This window comes from Rhodoferax sp. (assembly GCF_034519335.1).
In the GTDB taxonomy this organism is placed as follows: Bacteria; Pseudomonadota; Gammaproteobacteria; order Burkholderiales; family Burkholderiaceae_C; genus Allorhodoferax.
The window spans coordinates 155012-176996 of record NZ_JAXHOL010000040.1 but is presented as its reverse complement, the minus strand read 5'-3'; the positions used below and the strand labels follow the sequence as shown (position 1 = coordinate 176996).

Sequence of the window (21985 nt, the reverse complement as noted above, 5' to 3'; positions counted from 1 at the left end):
CTCCTAGTTAATGTGTGCAGTCTAGCCTGCCCCGGCAAACACTGTCATGCGGAAAGCACCTAGCGCTCAGGGGTCTTGGGCTGCGAAATCCAATTTCAGCCGAGCCTAGGTTATCCAGGCCCGCGCCGCTTGATAACTGTGGTGTTCAACAGCTCGGGAAAACCCTAGTCCGACATTACCAGCGGCCCTAGCGGTAGCTGCGCGCATCCTCAATCACCTTGCCGTCATTGGGCAAACTCCCCGGCGCCACCAGCACCACATCGCCGCGCAATTTGGTCACGTCACGAATAGCCTCGCCTACACGGCTGGGCAGCCCCTCCGGGCTACCGACCACTTCAATGTGCAAGGCCATGGTGTCGCTGGCCATCTCGCCGCTCACCACCAGCCGAGCCCGCAACACCTCTGTAAAGCGCTTGGCAATCTCGTCCACCTGCTTGGCGTGCACAAACATGCCGCGCACCTTGGTGGTCTGGTCGGCCCGGCCCATCCAGCCTTTGATGCGGGTATTGGTACGGCCCGTGGGGCACGGCCCGGCCAGCACGGCCGACAGATCACCCGTGCCAAACCGCACCAAGGGATAGCCTGCGCCCAATGTGGTCACCACGACCTCACCCACCTCACCGTCGGCCACCGGATCGCCGGTGCCGGGACGCACGATCTCCACGATCACACCTTCGTCCAGCACCAAGCCTTCGCGGGCAGTTGTCTCGTAGGCAATGAGTCCCAGGTCGGCCGTGGCGTAGCACTGGTAGCCATCCACCCCGCGCTCCAGAAACCAGTCGCGCAGAGACGGCGGAAATGCCTCGCCACCAAACATGGCTTTGGTGACGCTCGGAATGGTCACTCCCATTTCAGCGGCCTTCTCCAGAATGATCTTGAGGAAACTGGGTGTGCCGATGTAGCCCGCCGGCTGCAGCTCGCGCATCGCCTGCACCTGCTGCTCGGTCTGGCCGGTGCCACCAGGAAACACCGTGCAGCCCAGCGCATGGGCACCAGTCTCCATCATCGAACCGGCAGGCACAAAGTGGTAACTAAAACTGTTGTGGATCAGCTCGCCCGGACGAAAGCCAGCTGCGTACATGGCACGCGCCATGCGCCAGTAGTCTTTGGCCGTGCCCTCGGGTTCGTAGATAGGGCCCGGGCTGGCAAACACACGCGGCATGGCGGCACCAAAGCCCAGCGCGCTGAAACCGCCAAACACATTACCCCCCTGCTCGCGTGCAGCCTGTTGCAGCGCCTGCAACTCGGTTTTGCGCGTGACCGGCAATTGGGCCAAAGCAGCGCGGTCGACCACACGGCTGGCATCCACCCCCGCCAGAATGCGGGCAAAGGCCGGAGCGCTGCGCTGGGCATGTGCCACTTGCGCGGGCAGGGGGGCCATCAAAGCGACTTCGCGCTCAGCAGGGGATCGGGTTTCCAGGGCGTCGTAGGATCTGGTCATGGTGGGCAGCCGAGGGGTTTATAAGTAATTTTGGGCTTTGGCACCCATGGAATATGCGCAAACAGCTATCAATTGCATAGCAATTCAAGCCAGCCAGCGTTTGCGGCGCTTGTAACTCTTCACATCCTTGAAGCTCTTGCGCTCGCCACCGCCCACGCCCAGGTAGAACTCTTTCACGTCCTCGTTGCTGCGCAGGTCCTCGGCGGCGCCGTCCATCACTACCCGGCCGCTCTCCATGATGTAGCCGTAGTCGGCGTACTTCAGGGCCATGTTGGTGTTCTGCTCGGCCAGCAGGAAGGTCACGCGTTCTTTGGCGTTCAGGTCTTTCACAATCTCGAACACCTCTTCCACAATTTGCGGCGCCAGGCCCATGGACGGCTCGTCCAGCAACACCATGCTCGGATTGGCCATCAGCGCGCGACCAATGGCGCACATCTGCTGCTCGCCGCCCGAGGTGTAGGCAGCTTGTGACGCACGGCGTGTCTTGAGGCGCGGAAAGTAGTTGTAGACCTTTTCCAGATTCGCCGCCACTTCCGCCTTGCTCTTGCGCGTGTAGCCACCGGTCAGCAGGTTTTCTTCGATGGTGAGGTGGGCAAAGCAATGTCGCCCTTCCATCACCTGCACCACGCCGCGCTGTACCAGGTCGGCCGGACTCAGGTTTTCAATGCGCTCACCACGCAGCTCGATGCTGCCCTTGGTCACCGCGCCGCGCTCGCCGGCCAGCAGGTTGCTCACCGCGCGCAGCGTAGTGGTCTTGCCCGCCCCGTTGCCACCCAGGATGGCCACAATGCCGCCCTCCGGCACCTGCAGCGACACCCCCTTGAGCACCAGGATGACGTGGTTGTAAATGACCTCGATGCCATTCACGTTGAGAACGATGTTTTTAGTGTCCATAGGTCGTTGCCTTTACCAATCGACAGACCTGCGCAGCAAGCCTGTCGATTGGCGGCCCGTCGGGGCCGCTGCCCCTCCCGCTCGGCGGGAGGGGTTGGGGAGGGTGCAGTCAGGACAGCAGAACTGCCGTCTTGATCTGCAAAGCAGATCAAGACTGGCAGTCAGCCGGAGTACGGGCAGTCAGCTTCTTCTCGGCAGCGTATTTGGCGGCAGTGGTCTTGACCAAAGGCTTGATGATTTGCTCATCGCCCTGCAGCCAGTCGGAGGTGAACTTCCAGGCCTTGCCATCCCAGGTGTGGATACGGGCCCACGATGCACCCATGTGGTCCACACACGAGGTGCTGATGGGGCGCATCACACCGGCAAAGCCCAGGGCATCCAGCTTCGGTTGGGTCAGGTTCAGATTCTCCAGGCCCCAGCGCACTTGCTCGCCGGTCATGACCTTGCCCTTGCCAAAGCGGTCTTGCGCCGCGCGCACACCTTCAATCGCCAGCATCGCGCTCATGGCGCCACGCATGTAGAGCACCTGGCCCACTTCTTCCTTGGGTCCGGTGCCCTGGCCTTTTCCGTGCACCATGGCCATCACGTCTTTCACCAGCTTGGAGTTGGGTTCGGCACCGTGCTGCATGGTCACGGCGTTGTAGCCCTTGGCACCGTCGGCCACGTCCTTCACATCAGGCTCGGCACCCGCCCACCACACGCCATACATCTTCTCGCGCGGGTAGCCGGTGGCTTGCGCTTCCTTGATGGCGGTGCTGTTCATGATGCCCCAGCCCCACAGGACCACGTAGTCAGGCCGGTTTTGACGCACCTGCAGCCAGGTGGCTTTTTGCTCCACACCGGGGGCGGTCACGGGCAACAGCTGCAGGTTAAAACCATGCATGGCAGCGCGTTCTTGCAGCAGCGGAATGGGCTCTTTGCCAAACGGGCTGTCGTGGTACACCAGCGCCAGCTTCTTGCCCTTGAGCTTGTCAAAGCCGCCTTCTTTCTTGGCGATCGCTTGCATGATCGCGTCAGCAGCGACCCAGTAGGTGCCGGCGATCGGGAAGTTCCACTTGAATACCGAGCCGTCCGCGCTTTCGCTGCGGCCGTAGCCCACCGTCACCACGGGGATCTTGTCGGCCGGTGCTTTTTCGGTAATGGCAAACGTAGCGCCAGTGGACAGCGGCTGCACAAAGGACGCGCCCTTGCCCTTGAGGCGTTCATAGCACTCCACGCTGCGTGCGGTGTCGTAGCCGGTTTCGCACTCTTCAAAACTGAACTTCACCCCATTGATGCCACCACGCGCGTTGGTGAGTTTGATGTAGTCCACATAGCCGTTGGCCCATGGCACACCGTTGGGCGCGTAAGGCCCGGTGCGGTAGGACAGCACCGGAATGAACTGCTCCTTGGCCTGGGCCATGGCTTGGCCAGCCGCCAACCCGGAGGCCAGGGCGACGGTTGCGAGAACGAGTTTAGAAAGCTTCATTTGTCTCTCCTGTAATTAAGTGTTGAAGCACGGGGAAAACACGGGGACCAGCGCGCAGGCCCTAATGGGGAAAAGGCCAGAGACGCAGTTTTTGTTTGGCAATGGACCACAGCTTGGCCAGGCCATGCGGCTCCACAATCAAGAACCACACAATCAGACCGCCAAAAATCATCAACTCGGCATGCGAAATACCCGCGGTGGAAATCTCGATCCCAAACAGGCTGGCCAGCACGGGCAGGACCTGGCTCAGGAAGATGGGAAGCACCACGATGAAGGCCGCCCCAAAAAAGCTGCCCATGATGGAACCCATGCCGCCAATGATCACCATGAACAAGAGGCGAAAGGACTGGTCCACCGAGAAGGCCGCGGGCTCCCAGGCGCCCAGGTAAATAAAGCCCCACAAGGCCCCGGCTACACCTACGATGAAAGAACTGACCGCAAACGCGCTGAGCTTGGCGTACATGGGGCGGATGCCAATCACGGCGGCCGCCACGTCCATGTCACGGATCGCCATCCACTCGCGGCCCACCGCGCCGCGCACCAAGTTTTTGGCCAAAAACGCGATAACGGCCAGCAGGCTCAGGCAAAACACGTACTTGGCCACTGGGCTCTCCAGCGAAAAGCCAAACACCTGCAGGTTGGACACCGACACCGAGCCCGACGGCGAGTTGTTCGTGAACCACTGGATACGCAAAAACATCCAGTCTGCAAAAAACTGCGCGGCCAGCGTAGCCACCGCCAGATACAGGCCTTTGACCCGCAGGCTGGGCAGGCCAAACACCATGCCAAACAGCATGGAGCTCACACCACCCAGCAGCAGCGCCACCAGCAACGGCATGCCCTCAATGCGCACAAAGAAGTTGTAAGCCGCATAAGCCCCCACCGCCATGAAGGCACCCGAACCCAGCGAAATTTGCCCGCAGTAGCCCACCAGAATGTTCACGCCCACCGCCGCCAGCGAGAAGATCAGAAAGGGAATCAGGATGGCCCGAAACATGTAGTCGCTGGCCAACAGGGGCACCACCGCAAACGCAACCACCAGCAGGGCCAAAATGGCGATGCGGTCTTGCGCGATAGGAAAGATCTGCTGGTCCGCGCGGTAGCTGGTTTTGAATTGACCGTTTTCTCTGTAGAACATTTTTATCTCGCAATTTCTTAGCTAGGTGTCAGTGCGGCAGTTCGCAAAGAAAGATTCAAAGCGGTCGTCATACGCGGTCGATGATTTTTTCGCCAAATAGGCCTTGGGGCCGAATCAGCAAAAAGCCCAGCGCCAACACATAGGCAAACCAGATCTCGATGCCGCCACCCACATAGGGGCCCAGAAAGACCTCGGACAGCTTCTCGCCCACCCCAATAATCAAGCCGCCCACAATGGCACCGGGCACCGAGGTGAGTCCGCCCAAAATCACGACCGGCAACGCACGCAGCGCCACCGTGGTCAATGAGAACTGCACGCCCAGCTTGCTGCCCCAGATCATTCCGGCCACCAGCGCCACCACACCGGCCACGCACCAGACGATGACCCAGATGCGGTTGAGCGGAATGCCAATGGATTGCGCGGCCTGGTGATCGTCGGCCACCGCGCGCAGGGCCCGGCCGGTGGCCGTTTTCTGAAAGAAGACGCTGAGCAATGCCACCAGTGCCGCGGCAATGATGGCGGCGTAAAAGTCTTCCTTGTTGATCAGGATGCCGCCTTCAAAGGTGCTCTCCAGAATCATCACCGGGTCTTTGGGCATGCCAATGTCGATCTTGTAAATGCTGCTGCCAAAGATCGTTTGGCCCAAGCCTTCCATGAAATAGGTGATGCCCAGCGTAGCCATCAACAACGTAGTGCCTTCCTGGTTGACCAGGTGGCGCAGCACCAGGCGTTCGATGATCCAGGCCACCACAAACATCACCACGCCCGCTCCCACAAAGGCCAAGACATTGGCGGCAATCGGGTCGCTGATTCCCAGGTGCAGCGGAATCCATTCTGCAAAGCGCGCCATGGCCAAGGCTGCAAACAGCACCATGGCACCTTGCGCAAAGTTGAATACGCCTGATGCCTTGAAGATCAGCACAAAGCCCAGTGCGACGAGGGAATACAACATGCCGGCCATCAGGCCGCCAAGCAAGGTCTCTAGAAAAAATGCCATCTTGGTATGTCCTTAGTGCGAGGTGCCGAGGTAGGCGCTGATCACGTCGGGGTTGTTGCGCACTTCATCGGGGGTCCCGTCGCCAATCTTCTTGCCGTAGTCCAGCACCACCACCCGGTCGCTGATGTCCATCACCACGCCCATGTCGTGCTCGATCAACACCACTGTGGTGCCAAACTCGTCGTTCACGTCGAGCACAAAGCGGCACATGTCCTGCTTCTCTTCCACGTTCATGCCGGCCATGGGCTCGTCCAGCAGCAGCACCTGTGGCTCCATGGCCAAGGCGCGTCCCAGGTCCACGCGTTTTTGCAGTCCATAGGGCAGCTGGCCCACGGGGGTCTTGCGGTAGGCCTGGATTTCGAGGAAGTCGATGATGCGTTCGACCGCCTCGCGGTGCTGGATTTCCTCGCGCTCGGCCGGGCCAATGCGCAGCGCTTGCAGCAGGATGTTGCTTTTGATCTTGAGGTTGCGCCCGGACATGATGTTGTCCAACACACTCATGCCCTTGAACAAGGCCAGGTTCTGGAAAGTCCGGCCTATGCCCATAGTGGCCACCTGGTGGCTGTTCATGTACTTGAAGGCTTGGCCACGGAAGGTGATGGCACCCTCCTGCGGTGCATACACGCCGTTGATGCAGTTGAGCATGGAGCTCTTGCCCGCCCCGTTGGGGCCGATGATGGCGCGGATCTCGTGCTCACGCACATCGAAGCTGATGTCGGTCAGCGCCTTCACGCCGCCAAAGCGAAGGGAGATATTTTTGACGTCCAGGATGACGTCACCTATTTTCTTGCTCACTACATAACCTCCGTGCTGCGCACTGCGGTGCGAGCTTGCTTGGGGCGGCCCTGCGCGGCGCTCATGCCGCAGCCTTCACAGGGGCGAATGTTTTTGCGTCGTCAATCCTCAGCGTGGCACTCACGCTGCCGGTGCGGCCATCTTCAAACTTGACCTGGGTTTCGATGAACTGGCTGGTCTTGCCGCCGTACAGGGCGTCCACCAGCACCTGGTATTTCTCGGCGATAAAGCCGCGGCGCACCTTGTTGGTCCGGGTCAGTTCGCCGTCGTCGGCATCCAGCTCCTTGTGCAGCACCAGAAAACGGCTCACCTGGCTACCAGCCAGCAGCGCGTCCGCACTCAGGTCGGCATTCACCTTCTCCACACACTCCTTGATGAGCTGGTAGACCTCGGGCTTTTGCGCCAGATCGGTGTAGCCGGCGTATGGCAGATTGCGCCGTTCGGCCCAGTTGCCCACGGCATCAAAGTCGATATTGATCAGCACGCACACTTTTTCGCGGCCATCGCCATAGGCCACCACTTCCTTGATGTGCTGGAAGAACTTGAGCTTGTTCTCCACGTACTTGGGGGCAAACATGGCGGCATCGAATGCACCGCCCTGGATGCGGCCCACGTCTTTCACGCGGTCGATGATCTTGAGGTGGCCATGCGCATCAATAAAGCCAGCATCGCTGGTGTGGTACCAGCCATCCGCCGTCAGCACCTCGGCCGTGGCAGCGGGGTTTTTGTAGTACTCCTTCAAGAGACCGGGCGACTTGACCAGAATCTCGCCGTTGTCGGCCACCTTGATTTCCACCCCCGCGCAAGGTACGCCCACCGTATCGGCACGCGCCTGGTTGTCGGGCTGCAAGCACACGAACACCGCAGTCTCGGTAGAGCCGTAGAGCTGCTTGAGGTTGATGCCAATGGAGCGGTAGAAGGTAAATAGATCGGGGCCAATGGCTTCGCCCGCGGTGTAAGCCACGCGCACCCGGCTGAAGCCCAGGGTGTTGCGCAGCGGGCCATACACCAGCATATTGCCCAGTGCATACAAGGCACGGTCCGCGGCGGACACGGGCAGGCCGTCCATCAGCGCAGGGCCCACTTTCCGGGCCACGCCCATGAAGTAATGGAACATCTTGCGCTTGAGGGCACCCGCGTCCTCCATACGGATCATCACCGTGGTCAGCATGCCCTCGAACACGCGCGGCGGCGCAAAGTAGTAGGTGGGGCCAATCTCTTTCAGGTCGATAGTGGCCGTTGCGCTGCTTTCAGGGCAGTTCACCACATAGCCGCACGACAGCCACTGCGCGTAGCTGAAGATGTTTTGCCCGATCCAGGCTGGCGGCATGTAGGCCAACACGTCCTCGTCGCTGGTCAGGCGGTCGAACTCGGCACCGGCGCGGGCGCGGTTCAGCAGCGAATCGTGCGTGTGCACCACGCCCTTGGGGTTGCCCGTGGTGCCGGAGGTAAAGAACATCGCAGCCACATCGGTGTGTGCAATCTTGGCGACCTCGCCCTTGAAGAATTCGGTATGCAGCGCTGCAAACGCTTTGCCGGCGGCCTGCAGCTCATCCATCGCGGCCAGGCCAGGTTCGTCGTAGTTGCGCAGGCCGCGCGGATCATCAAAGTAAATGTGGGCCAGCTGCGGGCACTGTTCGCGCACCTCCAGCAGCTTGTCGACCTGCTCCTGGTCTTCGGCAAAGGCGAAGCGCACTTCGGCATTGTTGATGGGGAACACACACTCCGGTGCCGCGGCATCCTGGTACAGCGGAATGGGAATGGCACCCAGGCTCTGCGCAGCCAGCATGGTGGCGTACAGGCGCGGGCGATTGGCGCCCACCACCACCATGTGATCGTGGCGTTGCAAGCCGGCCTGGTGCAGGCCGGCGGCAATCTGCTCCACCATCTGCACCAGGTCTGCCCAGGTGAGCGCCTGCCAGATGCCGTATTCCTTTTCACGCATGGCTGGCGCCTGCGGGCGCTGGCTGGCGTGCTGCAGCAACAGCTGCGGAAATGTCGTGTGCGTACCCATTGCGTGTCACCTCGTTATGGCCCCCGGCATGCGCCAGAGGGCTTTTGGTATGGGGCGAATGGTAGAACTGCATTTGACGCCAAGTTGTCGTTTGAACGACAATTTGCGCATTTCTCGGTAGGTGTTTTCCCTTCACTTATTGGCAACTTACAAGGCCTGCCCATGACCGCCGATCCCAGCCTTCACCAGCGCCGCCGCCCCCTCACCGAGGCCGAGTTGGCCGCCATTCCCTGGCTGCAAGTGCTGCTGCCCGACGAACGCCAGCGCGCGGTGGACGACCTGCGCATTGCCGAGGCCGCGCCGGGTGAATACCTGTGCCGCATGGGCCGCCCAGTGACGTATTGGTTTGGCGTGGTGGACGGCCTGCTGAAGATGAGCACCGACAACGCCGAGGGCCAGACCATGACCTTCACCGGCGTGCCGCCCGGCGGCTGGTTTGGCGAGGGCACAGCCCTCAAGCGCGAGACTTACCGCTACAACATCCAGGCGCTGCGCAAGAGCCAGGTGGCGGGCCTGCATGTGGACACCTTCCACTGGCTGTTGGACCACTCCATCGGCTTCAACCGCTTTGTGATGAACCAGCTCAACGAACGCCTGGGCCAATTCATCGCCGCACGCGAGATCGACCGCATGACCAACCCCGACATCCGCGTGGCGCGCAGCCTGGCGTCACTGTTCAACCCCGTGCTCTACCCCGGCGTGGGCGAGGTGCTGCGCATCACCCAGCAGGAGCTGGCCTACTTGGTGGGCTTGTCGCGCCAGCGCGTGAACGAGGCGCTAAATGCACTGGAGGCGCAGGCCTTCATTCGCGTGGAATACGGCGGGTTGCGGGTGCTGGATTTGCAGGCGCTGAGGTCTCGGGTGTTTACACGTCAAATCACTCCCTAACGCCCATGGAATATGCGCGAGCAGCTATTGTTTTTATAGTGACTCGATTGGTGGGCTGCGTGGCGTGCGCTGCGGTGTGGACGAGGTGGGCGGCCAACTGCAGGAGGTCCGCTACCATGGTCCCAACGTTCACCCTTCCCTCACTTCATTTGCAGCCATGAAGAAGCTCGTTTTCCTTGCCCTGGTATCTACCGCGTCGGCCTTGGCGGCCACACCTGCCGCGCCGGAGCGGCCGCCCAGCGGGCACCCGCTGGTGGGCACCTGGCAGTGGACGCACCAACCGAGCAACTGCACCGAGGTCTATGAATTCCGCGCCGACGGCCAGGCCTTCATCCAAAGCCGGGACGAGCGTACCGACAACACCTTCACCGTGGCCGCAGCGCCCGACGCCAACGGGTTTTACCGCGTTGTGCTGCGCACCACCAAAGACCATGGCGGCCAAGACTGCGTGAACGACTCGGCCGACAACACCGGGCTGGAAAGCATTAACTACAACGCCTTCACCCCCGACCGCACCCAGATGCTGACCTGCTACGAGCCCACAAGCAGCGCCTGCTTCGGGCCGCTGCGCCGCATCAAGTAGCCGTGGCTGCGAGGCGGCTCAGCCGCGCAATTAAGTGCCAAATTGGCACTCAGCGCCCGTAAAATATGCGCAAGCAGCTCCTAAAACAATAGCAAAACTCTCCCCTACACTTCGTAGCACCAACTTCTCCCAACCACGGTACACAGCACATGCAAGGGCAACTTTTCAGCCAAGACTTCCTAACCCGCGGCGTGTTGGACACCCAACCCTCGCTGGCTCTGGATGAAAGCAAGGCACTGGCGAAGTTTGAAGCTGCGTTGCGGAACATTTTTGCAGGGCTGGATGCAGGCTCCACCATCAACGAAGCACAGACCGAGAGCGTCGTCATCAACAAAGTGCTGGTAGAGCTGGGCTGGGGCGACGATTTTTTGCCCCAGGTCAACCTGTCAGGCAAACGCCGCGAAGACGTGCCCGACTGCCTGCTGTTTGCCAGCATCGAGAAAAAAGCGCTGGCGCTGGCCGAAACCAAAGACGACAAACGCTACCGCCACGGCTTGGCTATTTTGGAGGCCAAACGCTGGCTGCGTCCGCTAGACCGGGGGGACAGCACGGAGGCTACCGACCCGGATGCGCCATCGAGCCAAATGCTGCGCTACCTGAGTCGGGCCGATGTAGTGTCTGACCGTGCCGTGAAATGGGGCGTACTGACCAATGGCAATGTGTGGCGCCTCTACTGGCAAGACGCCCGCTCCCGTTCCGAGGAGTTTTTTGAGGTCGACGTTGCCGCCGCGCTGGGCCTGAGCGGAATTCAGCACGAGCTGGACGAAATAGACCCTGCCCACGCCCTGCGTCTATTCTTCTTGTTCTTCCACCGGGGCGCCTTTTTGCCCCAAAGCTGGGACGATAGTGGCCGCACCTTCCATGCCTACGCCCTGAACGAAGCGCGCCTCTACGAAGAAAAAGTGTCGCAAGACCTGGGCAAACGGGTATTTGAAGACATCTTCCCCCAACTAGCCGATGCACTGGCCCGGGGCGACCTGCACGCCAAAACCCACAGTATTGGCTACGGCCAGTTCACCCGAGCGCAATACACACCCGAGTACTTGGACGAAGTGCGCGAAGCCGCGCTGGTGCTGCTGTACCGCCTGCTGTTTTTGTTTTACGCCGAAGACCGCAATCTGCTCCCTGTGCGCGACCCGCGCTACGCCCCTTACAGCATTCGCCGCATACGCGAAGACGTACGAGACAAGGTAATTGCCGGGGGTACTTTCTCCAGTACCTTGTCCAACATTTGGCGTGACATCGAGGGTGTTTGCCAGCTAATTGATGAAGGCGACGACGACATCGGCATGCCTGCCTATAACGGCGGTCTCTTCAACCGGGCGCGCTCTCTACTGCTGACCCGTGCAAAAGTACCTGACAAAGTGATGGCCCCCATCATCGATGCCCTCTCGCGCCGCACCGAAGAGTTGCTGGCCGGTTGGATCAACTACCGGGACCTGGCCGTGGCCCACCTAGGTGGCATTTACGAGCGCCTGCTGGAGTACAGCCTGGTGCACGAAGTGCAGGCTATCGACACCTACAAAGATAAACCCGAGATCAACCGCATCGTGGCCGCCCCGGCCAGCTTTGCGCGCAAGGTATCGGGCAGCTACTACACCCACGATGACCTAGTCCGCCTGATCTTGCGCGAATCCGTAGGACTATTGGCTACCGAGCGCTTGCAAAGCTTTGAAACTCACCTAAAAAAACAAGGAAAAAAAACATCGCTCAACCCCGGCGACTGGGATGCGCTAGACGCAAAAGACCCCGCAGGCCAAATCTTAGAGCTCAAGGTCTGCGACCCGGCCATGGGCAGCGGCCACTTTTTGGTGGCGCTAGTGGACGACATTGCAGACCGGGTACTGGAAGCCGTTGCCACCGCCACAGAAACCGTCAACGCCCAACCCTGGGCCGCGCACCTGGTAGAGAGTGGACGCCCCTGGCAAAGCCCGGTGCTCGCGCGCATCGCCCATATCCGCCGCAGCATCAAAACCGCTGCCAAAACCCACGGATGGGCCGTGACCGACGCGCAGCTGGACGACCGCCACATCGTGCGCCGCATGATTTTGAAAAAAACCATCTTCGGCGTGGACAAAAACCCCATGGCCGTGGAACTAGCAAAAACTGCACTGTGGCTGCATACCTTCACCGTGGGCGCTCCACTGAGTTTTTTAGATCACCACCTCAAAATTGGCGACAGCCTACACGGCGAACAGTTGCCACAGGTTCAAAAGAACCTCAATGACCTTGGCATGCTGTTTCAACAGGCCGACTTGGCACGACTGGATATTGCAGAACGAAGCTTGGGCCAAGTCGCAGACTTGACTGATGTGGACATTGCCGAGGCGCGGTTGTCCAAGCAATTGACTGACGAGGCTCAAGCACAGGTCAAACCACTACATGCACTGCTGGACTTCTGGCGCGCCCTGCGCTGGAAAGTACCCGGTTGGCCTGTGAACTCGCCCAAAAAATTAGCCAAACTGGGTGACGACACATTACGTTTGGCATTGGCAGAGATTTTTTCGCTGGATAGAAATCTGATTGCTGTTCTCGCGGAAGGCAAGATTACAGGCCATGGTGACGGTATTGATGCTGCCAACCTTTTGCTAGCCCAAACCCAAGAACTCGCCCAGAGAGAATCATTTTTCCATTGGTGGACGGCTTTCCCCAACGTCTGGAAATCGGATGGTACGGGTGGGTTTGATGCTGTCATTGGCAACCCACCTTGGGACGTTATCGAAATGAAAGAGGTGGAATGGTTTGCAGATAGAGATGACTCTGTCTCGTTGACCCCTAACGCCGCGGAGCGAGTAAAAGCAGTTGCGGCGCTTAAGACAACCAAGCATCAGTTGTGGACAGAATTCAAAAAGGCAGAGGAAACAACTGAAACGATTTTGCGCGTCGTTCGGGAGTCTGGTGAATATCCACATTTTTCGGCAGGCAAAGTTAATCTTTACAAACTTTTTGTGGAGCGCGTTCAATCGCTTATTTCAACTAACGGCCTTGCAATGCTGCTAACACCGTCAGGAATTTCAGCGGACAAGGCGAGCGTAAGTTTTTTCAAAAGTGTCGTTTCTGCAAAAAGATTGAATGTGATTTTTGACTTTGAAAATCGAAATAATCCATGTGGCAGTTACTTCCCTGACGTCGACCAACGCTTTAAATTTAGTGTCTTTGGATTTGGTGGAAGCGCTCGGTCTTTCGATTCAGTCAGATGCGCGTTCTACTTAAACAGCCCCGCTGACTTAGATACGGATGAGCAGCGAATTTTGTATCTGACTGCTACAGATTTCGAAAACATCAATCCGAACAGTGGAACAGCACCAATGCTTAAGTCCCGATTTGAAGGGACATTAACGACGACTGTCTATCGAAATAATCCGGTGTTTATCGACAGGCGTCCAAAGCAGCCGCTCGCGCAATGGCCCCTGCGCTACACACAAGGCACGCACAATATGGCGACGGCCTCAAAGAAATTCTTGCGAAAGGCTGAATTGATTGCCCAGAGTTGGCTACCCGGCAGCGGTGGTTGCTGGGAGAAAGACTCCAAAAGTTACGTTCGACTCTTTGAAGGCAAGATGGTCCAGATGTATGACCACCGGGCTGCTGAAATCATCATCAATCCCACCAACTTGCACCGCCCCGCGCAAGAAGTGCCCGTAAATGCTGCACGCAAAGCCGACCCGACTTTCTTGCCAGACGCTCAGTACTGGGTGTGTACTGATGACTTCAGGTTTGATGAGATGTCTAGTGCACTGTTGGGATTTAAGGATGTGACTTCACCCACCAATGCTCGCTCAGCGATCGCTGCATTTATTCCTGCCAGCGGTGCGGGACACACGTTCCCGTTACTGCTACCCAAAGCAGACACTAATCACAGGGACTACCTGCGGTGCGCTTCGCTGTTGTTGGCAAATCTCAATTCGTTTGCATGTGATTTCTTCCTACGACAAAAGCTCCAGACGCAGCACTTAACTTTGTTTGTTCTTGAGCAGCTCCCCGTCATCGCCCCCGAGCGTTTCGACGAGCCCCTGCCCTCCGCCTTTGTCTCCGCCATGCGCGCTGCCGAGCTCATGAACGGCCACCACCCGCACCCCACGGTGGCCGACTTCGTGCTGCCCCAGGTGCTGGCACTCACCTACACCGCGCACGACATGGCGCCGTTTGCCCGCGACATGGGCTATGTCGACGACCAAGGCGACGTGCTGCCCCCGCTGGTGTGGAATGAAGACGAGCGCCGCGCCCGCATGGCCGCGCTGGATGCGGTGTTTTTTTACCTCTATGGCCTGAATGCCAAAGACGCTGCTTACATGCTCGACACCTTCCCCATCGTGCGAGAGCAAGACCTAAAAGTGTTTGGCAACTTCAAAACCCAGACGGACATTCTGGCGCTACTGGGCCTGTTATGGCCATAATTTACGAACCAAATCTGCCTCTAGCCCCTATGCAATATGCGCAAGCAGCTCCTAAAACAATAGCAAATTCACCATGACCGACCAGCCCCCCCGCCCCACCCTGCGCCGTGCACCGGCGCCGACAACCGATGCCGCCAGCCCGGCTGGCGTGCGCCGCGCGCCACCGCCTGCCAACCGAGCCCCCGGCAACCGCGCCATTCCGGCCGGCCAAACCAACACCGCCGCCCAGGGCGCGGGCGGCACGGTGCGCCTGAACAAGCGCATGGCCGAGCTGGGCATGGCCTCGCGCCGCGAGGCCGACGAATGGATTGGCAAAGGCTGGGTGAAGGTGGATGGCAAGGTGGCCGAAATGGGCATGCAGGTGCTGCCCGGCGTGCGGATCGAAATCGACAAACAGGCCCAGGGCCAGCAGGCCAACCAGGTCACCATCTTGCTGAACAAACCCATTGGCATCGTCAGCGGCCAGGCCGAAGACGGGCACGAGCCCGCCATCACCCTCATCCAGCCGCAAAACCGCTGGACTGAGGACAACGCGCGCTTCTTCTTCCACGGCAGCCAGCTCAAGAGCCTGGTGCCCGCCGGTCGGTTGGACATTGATTCCACCGGCCTCTTGGTGCTGACACAGGATGGCCGCGTGGCGCGCCAGCTGATTGGCGAAGACTCGGTGATGGAAAAAGAGTATTTGGTGCGCGTGGTCTACACCGGTGTGGCCAACAGCGCAGCGGCCAACTCGCCCGCCGCCACCTATGGCGGCAAGACCCAGCAGCTCAGCCGCATTGACGATGACGACCCGGTGGGCACCGACGTGCAAAGTGTGTTTCCCCCCGACAAACTGCAGTTGCTGCGCCACGGCTTGAGCCTGGACGACCAACGCCTCAAGCCTGCCAAGGTGGAATGGCAAAACCCCGAACAGCTGCGCTTTGTGCTGACCGAGGGCAAGAAGCGCCAGATCCGCCGCATGTGCGAACTGGTGGGCCTGCGTGTGGTGGGCCTCAAGCGCGTGCGCGTGGGCAAGGTCATGCTGGGCAACCTGCCCGTGGGCCAGTGGCGCTATCTGCAGCCACACGAGAAGTTTTAATACACCCGTTTTCGAAGGCCACCATGCCCCTGCCACCCCGCCCCAAAGCCCTGCAGCACTTTCGGGCGTCTGACCTGCGTGGGGTGGTGCAACTGGCCACCCAGGCCACCCGCGGTGTGGCGCGCATGGCAGAGGGCGTGCACCAGTCGGTTTGGGGCAGCATGGGCGTGCCGGGCGGCCAAACGGCGGGCACCACGCGCGGCCTGACCGGCCTGATTTACCAAACCGTGCAGGGCGTGACCCAGCTGGTGGGCAGCGGCGCCGAAGCACTGTTGGGCAAGCTGCAGCCCCTGCTGGACGCGGCCGATGCCCAAGCCCCCAACACTCCACAGCGCGAAGCCGTGCTGGCCGCCCTGAACGGCGTGCTGGGCGACCGCCTGGCTGCCAGCGGCAACCCGCTGGCCACCCGCATGCAACTGCGCCATGCGGGCCAGGCGTTGGACTGGAGCAACCCTGCGACACTGCCCGCAAAAGCCGCTGTGGGCGGCAAGCTACTGCTCGTTATCCACGGCCTGTGCATGAACGACCTGCAATGGACCCACACCACCGCCACTGGCGAGGTGTGCAGCCATGCCAACGCACTGGCCGGGTTGGGTTACACCCCGGTTTATGTGCGCTACAACACGGGCCTGCACACCTCAGAGAACGGCGCGCTGCTGGCAGCAGAACTGGCGCAACTGGTGGCCCACTGGCCCGTGCCGGTGACCGAGATCACCGTGCTGGCGCACAGCATGGGCGGGCTGGTGGTGCGCAGCGCCGTACAGCAGGCATTGCCAAGCCAACCAGCGTGGCTGCCTGTGTTGAAGAACATCGTTTTTCTGGGCACACCGCACCACGGCGCACCGCTGGAGCGCGCGGGCAACTGGGTCGATGTGATCTTGGGTGCCACGCCCTACTCGCGCCCCTTTGCCAAGCTGGGCCAGTTGCGCAGCGCCGGCATTACCGACCTGCGTTATGGCTTCGTCAGCCCCGAGGATTGGCAGGGCCGCAACCGCTTCCACAAGGGGCCGGACCGCCGGGCCCTCGTGCCATTGCCTGAGGGTGTGGCCTGCTTTACCGTGGCCGCAACCACCGCCAGCCAGCGCGGCGCCTTGGCCGACCGGCTGCTGGGAGATGGGCTGGTGCCACTGCGCAGTGCGCTGGGCCTGCACGACGAGGCAAAACGCAATCTGGTGTTTGCCAAGCCCAGCCAGTGCATCGCCTACCAAATGAACCACATGGAGCTGCTGCACCGCCCCGAGGTGACGGCGCAGCTGCTGGCCTGGCTGGCGGACTAGGATTTGGGAAACAGCTTGTCCAGATCCACGGGCACCGTGGGCTCAAAGTCAGGGGGCGCTTCAGCCCCCGGTTTCTTCTCCGTACCTTCCACACTCGCCTCCCACAGGCCCCAGGCGGTGTCGGTGTCGCTCTCCGTCACATCCGGCAAAGGCAGCGGGTCCAACAAACTGTCGTAAGGCTTGGCCGGGCCTGGCTTGCTGGTGGCGGGGAAGGTAGGTGGCTTGTCTGGCTTCATGTCGGGGCGTCCCTGGGGGCTTTTTCTGCAATGTAGCCCCAACGCCTGCCCACGGGAAGGCCAGACGCTAAACCCCCCGGTATTACTCACCTTTTGCCGCCCCGGCCATGCGCTCGCAATCCTCCAGTGCAAGCAGCAAGCTGGTGCGGTGCTCACGGGCGACTTCCTGCCAGTGCAAGCCACTGATTGCGCCCTCCAAAGCCCAAAGCAGGTTCAGACTGGCGTTGCCGCCTTGCCGTTTGACCTGAAGGTAAGAGGCCACCGAACCGAGACGGTGTAGGTCATCCGCAGAGCGGATGCCAGCAGCCAGCAGCATCGCGCAGGACTTTGCGCCTAGGTTGGGCAGACCAGCAAGATCATGGGGCATGACGTTCTATCCAAAGCGGGAACCACTGAAGCCATACGTATTTGAATGCCGTGCCCGCGTTATCGGAGCCCAGTGGTAAATCGGGCCATCACCGCCGATGCCGCCTCATTCGCGTAGCTGCGCTGCGCAGTGTCCATCTCAAACTGGTAGTCGCGCAAGGCCATCGACGCATCAAGCAAACTGTCGCGCAAAGTGTTCAAGGCATCAACAAGGTCGCTCACAGAGCTGTCAGTACTTTGTGGCTTCTCAGGGTAATTGGGGGCTGTCATAGGCCAATTCGCAAAAAGTTGCGCTTTAAAAATTTGTCCAATTGGCATCATCGTCATTGGCACCGCTGCTTGTTGGTGGCTTGGGTGCCGCCGCCGGTAGCCGCGGTGCGACGTTGGTCCTATGTTTTGGTGCAGCCTTTTTAACTGGTGCAAACCGCTCGGGTGTACTGCGTTGCATAGCCGTGGCACCATGATGATTGCCTGGTGTGAATGCACCGTCACCTTGCGGGAGCTTGAACACGGCCACCGTTCCCACCAAATCGTGCGCTTGCGATTTGAGGCTGCTCGCCGCAGCGGCCATTTGCTCCACCAATGCTGCATTTTGCTGCGTCGCCTGATCCATCTGGGTCACGGCCTCACCCACTTGGGCCACCCCCGCACTTTGCTCTGCGCTAGCCGCACTGATCTCCCCCATGATGTCTGTCACGCGCCGAATGGACCCTACCACCTCCGTCATGGTGGCCCCGGCTTGATCCACAAGCACAGTCCCTTGCTCTACCCGCTCCACACTGGCGTTGATCAGCCCCTTGATTTCTTTGGCAGCTTCAGCACTGCGCCCGGCCAAACTACGCACCTCTGACGCCACCACGGCAAAGCCTCGGCCCTGTTCGCCAGCACGAGCGGCCTCTACCGCTGCGTTCAGCGCCAAGATATTGGTCTGGAAGGCGATGCCATCAATCACGCTGATGATGTCGGCAATCTTCCTGGAGGAGTCGTTGATGCCCTTCATGGTGTCTACCACCTGGGCCACCACCTCACCGCCTTTGACTGCCACTGTACTGGCGCTTTGGGCCAATTGGTTTGCTTGGCGGGCGTTGTCGGCGTTTTGTTTGACGGTGGAACTGAGCTCTTCCATCGAAGCCGCCGTTTCTTCCAGCGCGCTAGCCTGGCTTTCGGTGCGGGCACTGAGGTCATGGTTACCCTGCGCAATTTCTGCGGATGCGGTAGACACGCTCTCGGCGTTGCTGCGCACATTGGCCACCACGCTGGCCAGGGCAGTCTGCATCTCACCCAGGGCGGCCATCACCGGCGAAAACTCGTCGCGGCGGCGGTCGGCCACTGCGCGGGTGAAGTCGCCATCGCGCACGCGTTCGCTTATCTCGCGCATTTCGCGCACACGGCCGCGCAATGCAGCGCCTATGTACCAAGCCAACGCACCCAAGCCCAAGGCAATGGCGCCAGCCAGGCCCACCAGCACGTTGCGGGTGTTGGCAGCGGCATTACTTATGTCGTGGATTTCGCTGCTCAGAGTCTCTTCCTGCGCCTTGACCATGACGGCAATCTGTGAGAGCCAGACATTGCGCGCCGGAATGGTGATGTCTACCAGGAAGGCGAAGGCTTCGGCATTCTTGCCCTCATTGATCAGTGCAATGTTCTCGCCCCCCAGTTGCCAGAACTTGGCCTCCATGGGTTTCATGGCTTGAAAGAGTTCACGAAACTTGGGCGCGGCAATGGCTTTTTCGTAGTCGGCCACCAAGCCGTCCAACGTGCCCTTGAGCTTGCTCACGTCGGCCATGGTGGCGGCACGCTCCTCGGGCGTGCGCGAAAGCATGGCGTGGCGCAACTGCAGCGACGTGCGTGTGACATTGAGTTGGATGGCAGCCATGCGCTGCAGTTGCGGCACGCGCAAAGACTCGGTCTTTTGGGCTAGTTCGTCCATCTTGCTCAGGTTGCTGGCCGTGTAGACGACAGCCCCCACAAGGGCCACAGTGACAGCCGCCACGGCGGTGTACAGGCGACCGGTCAGGCCGAAGGTGCTAAGAAAGCTCATGGGTGTTGACTCCAACGTTGGTTTGGGATGGGCATCTAGAATTAGCTTTGACAATTGCAGGCGAGCCCATTTTGTTGCCGAATCCGAGTGTTTTCCAGCCCCCCCCCCCCCCCCCCGCGTTTACCCCTATAGCCGAGTGAAACAGCGCATGCAGCTCGCGCATTTCTACACATCAGGGCGCTCCTCTTGAAACACCCCCCGTCGCCCATAATTGCGGGTTGCCCGTGCCGCAGGCGCCTGTCTACCGACGCACCTTGCTTTTTTTATACCCAGAGACCTATCTATGACCAAACAAACCATGAATTTCCAGGCCGAAGTAGCCCAGCTGCTGCACCTGGTGACCCACTCGCTGTACTCCAACAAAGAGATTTTCCTGCGCGAGCTGATCTCCAACGCATCGGACGCCTGCGACAAGCTGCGTTTTGAGGCTATCAACAATGGCGGCCTGTACGAGAACGACCCTGAACTGAAGGTGAAAGTCACCTTCGACAAGGACGCCAAGACACTAACCATCACCGACAACGGCATTGGCCTGAGCCAACAGGAAGCCATTGACAATCTGGGCACCATCGCCAAGAGCGGTACCAAAGACTTTGTGAGCAAGCTCACCGGCGACCAAAAGTCCGACAGCAACCTGATCGGCCAGTTTGGCGTGGGCTTCTACTCCGGCTTCATCGTGGCCGACAAGATCACCGTCGAATCTCGCCGTGCCGGCCTGGCGGCCAATGAAGCCGTGCGCTGGACAAGTGCGAGTGTTAACGACGGCGGTGCCAGCGGTGGCGGCGCGTTTGAGGTGGAAACCATCACCCGCGAAGCGCGTGGTACCAGCGTCATCCTGCACCTGCGCGACGATGCACAAGACTACGCCCAGGCCTGGAAAGTCAAGGGCATCATCAACAAATACTCCGACCACATCAGCCTGCCCATCCAGATGGAAAAGGAAGAGTGGAAAGACGGCGAGCTGATCAACCCGAGCGACGAAAACGGCGGCCGCCAGCCCGGCACCATGGTCAAAACCGGCGAATGGGAAACCGTCAACAAGGCCAACGCCATCTGGAGCCGCGCCAAGAAGGACATCACCCAAGAGCAGTACGACGACTTCTACAAACAAATCAGCCACGACTTTGAAGCGCCACTGGCCCACACGCACAACCGCGTGGAAGGCAGCACCGAATACACCCAATTGCTGTACATCCCCGGCAAAGCGCCGATGGACCTGTACAACCGCGAAAAGTCCGCTGGTGTGAAGCTGTATGTCAAACGCGTGTTCATCATGGACGACGCCGAAGCCCTGCTGCCTACCTATCTGCGCTTTGTGAAGGGTGTGGTCGACTCCGTAGACCTGCCGCTGAACGTCAGCCGCGAACTGCTGCAGGAAAGCCGCGATGTGAAAGCCATCCGCGAAGGCAATACCAAACGTGTGCTCTCCATGCTGGAAACCTTGGCCAAGAATGACAAGCTGCCGGAAGCCGGCACGGATGGCGTGACCGATGTGCTGAGCGCAGAAGACAAGGCCGAACAGGAAGCGAACGTTGGCAAGTACAGCAAGTTCTACGCAGAATTTGGTGCCGTGCTGAAAGAAGGCCTGGGCGAGGACTTTGCCAACAAAGAGCGTCTGGCCAAGCTGCTGCGTTTTGCCAGCAGCACCACCGACAGCGTGAGCGTGTCGCTGACCGACTACAAGGCGCGTATGAAAGAAGGCCAAGAGGCCATCTACTACATCACCGCCGACAACGCCGCTGCCGCCAAGAACAGCCCACAGCTCGAAGTGTTCAAGAAAAAGGGCATCGAAGTGCTCTTGATGACCGACCGCGTGGACGAGTGGGCGCTGAACTACCTGCACGACTTTGACGGCACGCCCATGCAGTCCGTCGCCAAGGGTGCGGTCGATCTGGGCAAGCTGCAAGACGAAGCCGAGAAGAAAGCGGCTGAGGAAGCTGCAGAAGCCTTCAAGCCGCTGCTGGCCAAGCTCAAGGAAGCGCTGAAAGACAAGGCCCAGGACGTGCGCGTGACCACCCGCCTGGTCGACAGCCCCGCCTGCCTGGTGGTGCAAGACGACGGCATGAGCACCCAACTGGCCCGCATGCTCAAACAAGCCGGCCAGACCGCGCCCGAAGTGAAGCCCGTGCTGGAAGTGAATGCCGAACACGCGCTGGTGAAAAAGCTGGACGGCTCGGTCCACTTCAACGACCTGGCCCACATCCTGTTTGACCAAGCCCTGCTGGCCGAAGGCGGACTGCCTGCGGACCCTGCTGCTTATGTGAAGCGGGTGAATGCCTTGCTGGTGTAATGCGCGGGGATTGAGAGCCAAGTTGGCCTTCAGCCCCCGTGAAATATGCGCAAGTAGCTACTGAATTAGTAGCAAATTCCGC

General features: G+C 60.1%; 17 protein-coding genes. 6 read left to right on the top strand and 11 right to left on the bottom strand.

Going from position 1 to position 21985, the window contains the following annotated elements; all coding sequences use genetic code 11:
• Positions 1-187 precede the first annotated feature (187 nt).
• From U5O12_RS18590 to U5O12_RS18560, 7 genes are all read right to left on the bottom strand, one after another.
• Positions 188-1441 (bottom strand): phenylacetate--CoA ligase family protein, encoded by a 1254-nt coding sequence (locus tag U5O12_RS18590; protein WP_322580077.1) that lies wholly within the window; start codon positions 1439-1441, stop codon positions 188-190.
• A gap of 84 nt (positions 1442-1525) precedes the next feature.
• A complete protein-coding gene (locus tag U5O12_RS18585; RefSeq protein WP_322580076.1) occupies positions 1526-2335 on the bottom strand; it encodes an ABC transporter ATP-binding protein in 810 nt (269 codons plus the stop codon).
• A 148-nt stretch (positions 2336-2483) separates the two neighbouring features.
• Positions 2484-3803, bottom strand: a complete 1320-nt coding sequence (locus tag U5O12_RS18580) for an ABC transporter substrate-binding protein (protein WP_322580075.1) — start codon at positions 3801-3803, stop codon at positions 2484-2486.
• Positions 3804-3864: 61 nt separating this feature from the next.
• The gene (locus U5O12_RS18575; RefSeq protein ID WP_322580074.1) at positions 3865-4941 is read right to left on the bottom strand and encodes a branched-chain amino acid ABC transporter permease; all 1077 of its coding nucleotides are present in this window, start codon (positions 4939-4941) and stop codon (positions 3865-3867) included.
• A 67-nt stretch (positions 4942-5008) separates the two neighbouring features.
• The gene (locus U5O12_RS18570) at positions 5009-5938 is read right to left on the bottom strand and encodes a branched-chain amino acid ABC transporter permease (protein WP_322580073.1); all 930 of its coding nucleotides are present in this window, start codon (positions 5936-5938) and stop codon (positions 5009-5011) included.
• 12 nt (positions 5939-5950) lie between these two features.
• Positions 5951-6733 carry an ABC transporter ATP-binding protein gene (locus tag U5O12_RS18565; protein ID WP_322580072.1) on the bottom strand — a complete coding sequence of 261 codons (783 nt, stop codon included), beginning with the start codon at positions 6731-6733 and terminating at the stop codon, positions 5951-5953.
• Between the two features lie 61 nt (positions 6734-6794).
• Positions 6795-8747 carry an AMP-dependent synthetase/ligase gene (locus U5O12_RS18560; RefSeq protein WP_322580071.1) on the bottom strand — a complete coding sequence of 651 codons (1953 nt, stop codon included), beginning with the start codon at positions 8745-8747 and terminating at the stop codon, positions 6795-6797.
• Positions 8748-8909: 162 nt separating this feature from the next.
• On the opposite strand from U5O12_RS18560, the gene U5O12_RS18555 reads away from it, so the two are divergent.
• From U5O12_RS18555 to U5O12_RS18535, 5 genes are all read left to right on the top strand, one after another.
• Complete coding sequence (locus U5O12_RS18555) at positions 8910-9635, top strand: Crp/Fnr family transcriptional regulator (protein ID WP_322580070.1); 726 nt, start codon at positions 8910-8912, stop codon at positions 9633-9635.
• Between the two features lie 157 nt (positions 9636-9792).
• The gene (locus U5O12_RS18550; RefSeq protein ID WP_322580069.1) at positions 9793-10218 is read left to right on the top strand and encodes a hypothetical protein; all 426 of its coding nucleotides are present in this window, start codon (positions 9793-9795) and stop codon (positions 10216-10218) included.
• Between the two features lie 800 nt (positions 10219-11018).
• A complete protein-coding gene (locus U5O12_RS18545; protein ID WP_322580068.1) occupies positions 11019-14615 on the top strand; it encodes an Eco57I restriction-modification methylase domain-containing protein in 3597 nt (1198 codons plus the stop codon).
• A 73-nt stretch (positions 14616-14688) separates the two neighbouring features.
• Entirely contained in the window at positions 14689-15693 is a 1005-nt protein-coding gene (locus U5O12_RS18540) for a pseudouridine synthase (protein ID WP_322580067.1), read from the top strand.
• 23 nt (positions 15694-15716) lie between these two features.
• Complete coding sequence (locus U5O12_RS18535) at positions 15717-16970, top strand: alpha/beta hydrolase (RefSeq protein WP_322580066.1); 1254 nt, start codon at positions 15717-15719, stop codon at positions 16968-16970.
• Here U5O12_RS18535 and U5O12_RS18530 read toward each other — a convergent pair.
• The 4 genes from U5O12_RS18530 to U5O12_RS18515 all read right to left on the bottom strand — a co-directional run bounded on the left by U5O12_RS18530 (position 16967) and on the right by U5O12_RS18515 (position 19613).
• On the bottom strand, positions 16967-17206 hold the full coding sequence (locus U5O12_RS18530; RefSeq protein ID WP_322580065.1) for a hypothetical protein: 240 nt from the start codon (positions 17204-17206) through the stop codon (positions 16967-16969). The genes U5O12_RS18535 and U5O12_RS18530 overlap by 4 nt on opposite strands.
• An 82-nt stretch (positions 17207-17288) precedes the next feature.
• Positions 17289-17573: a TfoX/Sxy family protein gene (locus tag U5O12_RS18525; RefSeq protein WP_322580064.1), complete on the bottom strand. Its 285-nt coding sequence runs from the start codon at positions 17571-17573 to the stop codon at positions 17289-17291.
• Positions 17574-17632: 59 nt separating this feature from the next.
• Positions 17633-17794: a hypothetical protein gene (locus tag U5O12_RS18520; RefSeq protein ID WP_322580063.1), complete on the bottom strand. Its 162-nt coding sequence runs from the start codon at positions 17792-17794 to the stop codon at positions 17633-17635.
• Between the two features lie 73 nt (positions 17795-17867).
• A complete protein-coding gene (locus tag U5O12_RS18515) occupies positions 17868-19613 on the bottom strand; it encodes a methyl-accepting chemotaxis protein (RefSeq protein ID WP_322580062.1) in 1746 nt (581 codons plus the stop codon).
• 283 nt (positions 19614-19896) lie between these two features.
• Between U5O12_RS18515 and htpG the strand changes: the two genes are divergently transcribed.
• Positions 19897-21903, top strand: coding sequence for a molecular chaperone HtpG (gene htpG / locus U5O12_RS18510; RefSeq protein ID WP_322580061.1), 2007 nt, complete (start codon positions 19897-19899; stop codon positions 21901-21903).
• Positions 21904-21985: the final 82 nt, after the last annotated feature.

Excerpts from the sequence above, each read along its gene's own strand:
- U5O12_RS18525 (WP_322580064.1), bottom strand. The coding sequence starts at position 17,573 with ATGCCCCATGATCTTGCTGGTCTGCCCAACCTAGGCGCAAAGTCCTGC.
- U5O12_RS18550 (WP_322580069.1), top strand. The coding sequence starts at position 9,793 with ATGAAGAAGCTCGTTTTCCTTGCCCTGGTATCTACCGCGTCGGCCTTG.
- U5O12_RS18585 (WP_322580076.1), bottom strand. The coding sequence starts at position 2,335 with ATGGACACTAAAAACATCGTTCTCAACGTGAATGGCATCGAGGTCATT.
- U5O12_RS18590 (WP_322580077.1), bottom strand. The coding sequence starts at position 1,441 with ATGACCAGATCCTACGACGCCCTGGAAACCCGATCCCCTGCTGAGCGC.
- htpG (WP_322580061.1), top strand. The coding sequence starts at position 19,897 with ATGACCAAACAAACCATGAATTTCCAGGCCGAAGTAGCCCAGCTGCTG.
- U5O12_RS18540 (WP_322580067.1), top strand. The coding sequence starts at position 14,689 with ATGACCGACCAGCCCCCCCGCCCCACCCTGCGCCGTGCACCGGCGCCG.
- U5O12_RS18570 (WP_322580073.1), bottom strand. The coding sequence starts at position 5,938 with ATGGCATTTTTTCTAGAGACCTTGCTTGGCGGCCTGATGGCCGGCATG.
- U5O12_RS18555 (WP_322580070.1), top strand. The coding sequence starts at position 8,910 with ATGACCGCCGATCCCAGCCTTCACCAGCGCCGCCGCCCCCTCACCGAG.
- U5O12_RS18530 (WP_322580065.1), bottom strand. The coding sequence starts at position 17,206 with ATGAAGCCAGACAAGCCACCTACCTTCCCCGCCACCAGCAAGCCAGGC.
- U5O12_RS18575 (WP_322580074.1), bottom strand. The coding sequence starts at position 4,941 with ATGTTCTACAGAGAAAACGGTCAATTCAAAACCAGCTACCGCGCGGAC.
- U5O12_RS18515 (WP_322580062.1), bottom strand. The coding sequence starts at position 19,613 with ATGAGCTTTCTTAGCACCTTCGGCCTGACCGGTCGCCTGTACACCGCC.
- U5O12_RS18580 (WP_322580075.1), bottom strand. The coding sequence starts at position 3,803 with ATGAAGCTTTCTAAACTCGTTCTCGCAACCGTCGCCCTGGCCTCCGGG.
- U5O12_RS18535 (WP_322580066.1), top strand. The coding sequence starts at position 15,717 with ATGCCCCTGCCACCCCGCCCCAAAGCCCTGCAGCACTTTCGGGCGTCT.
- U5O12_RS18560 (WP_322580071.1), bottom strand. The coding sequence starts at position 8,747 with ATGGGTACGCACACGACATTTCCGCAGCTGTTGCTGCAGCACGCCAGC.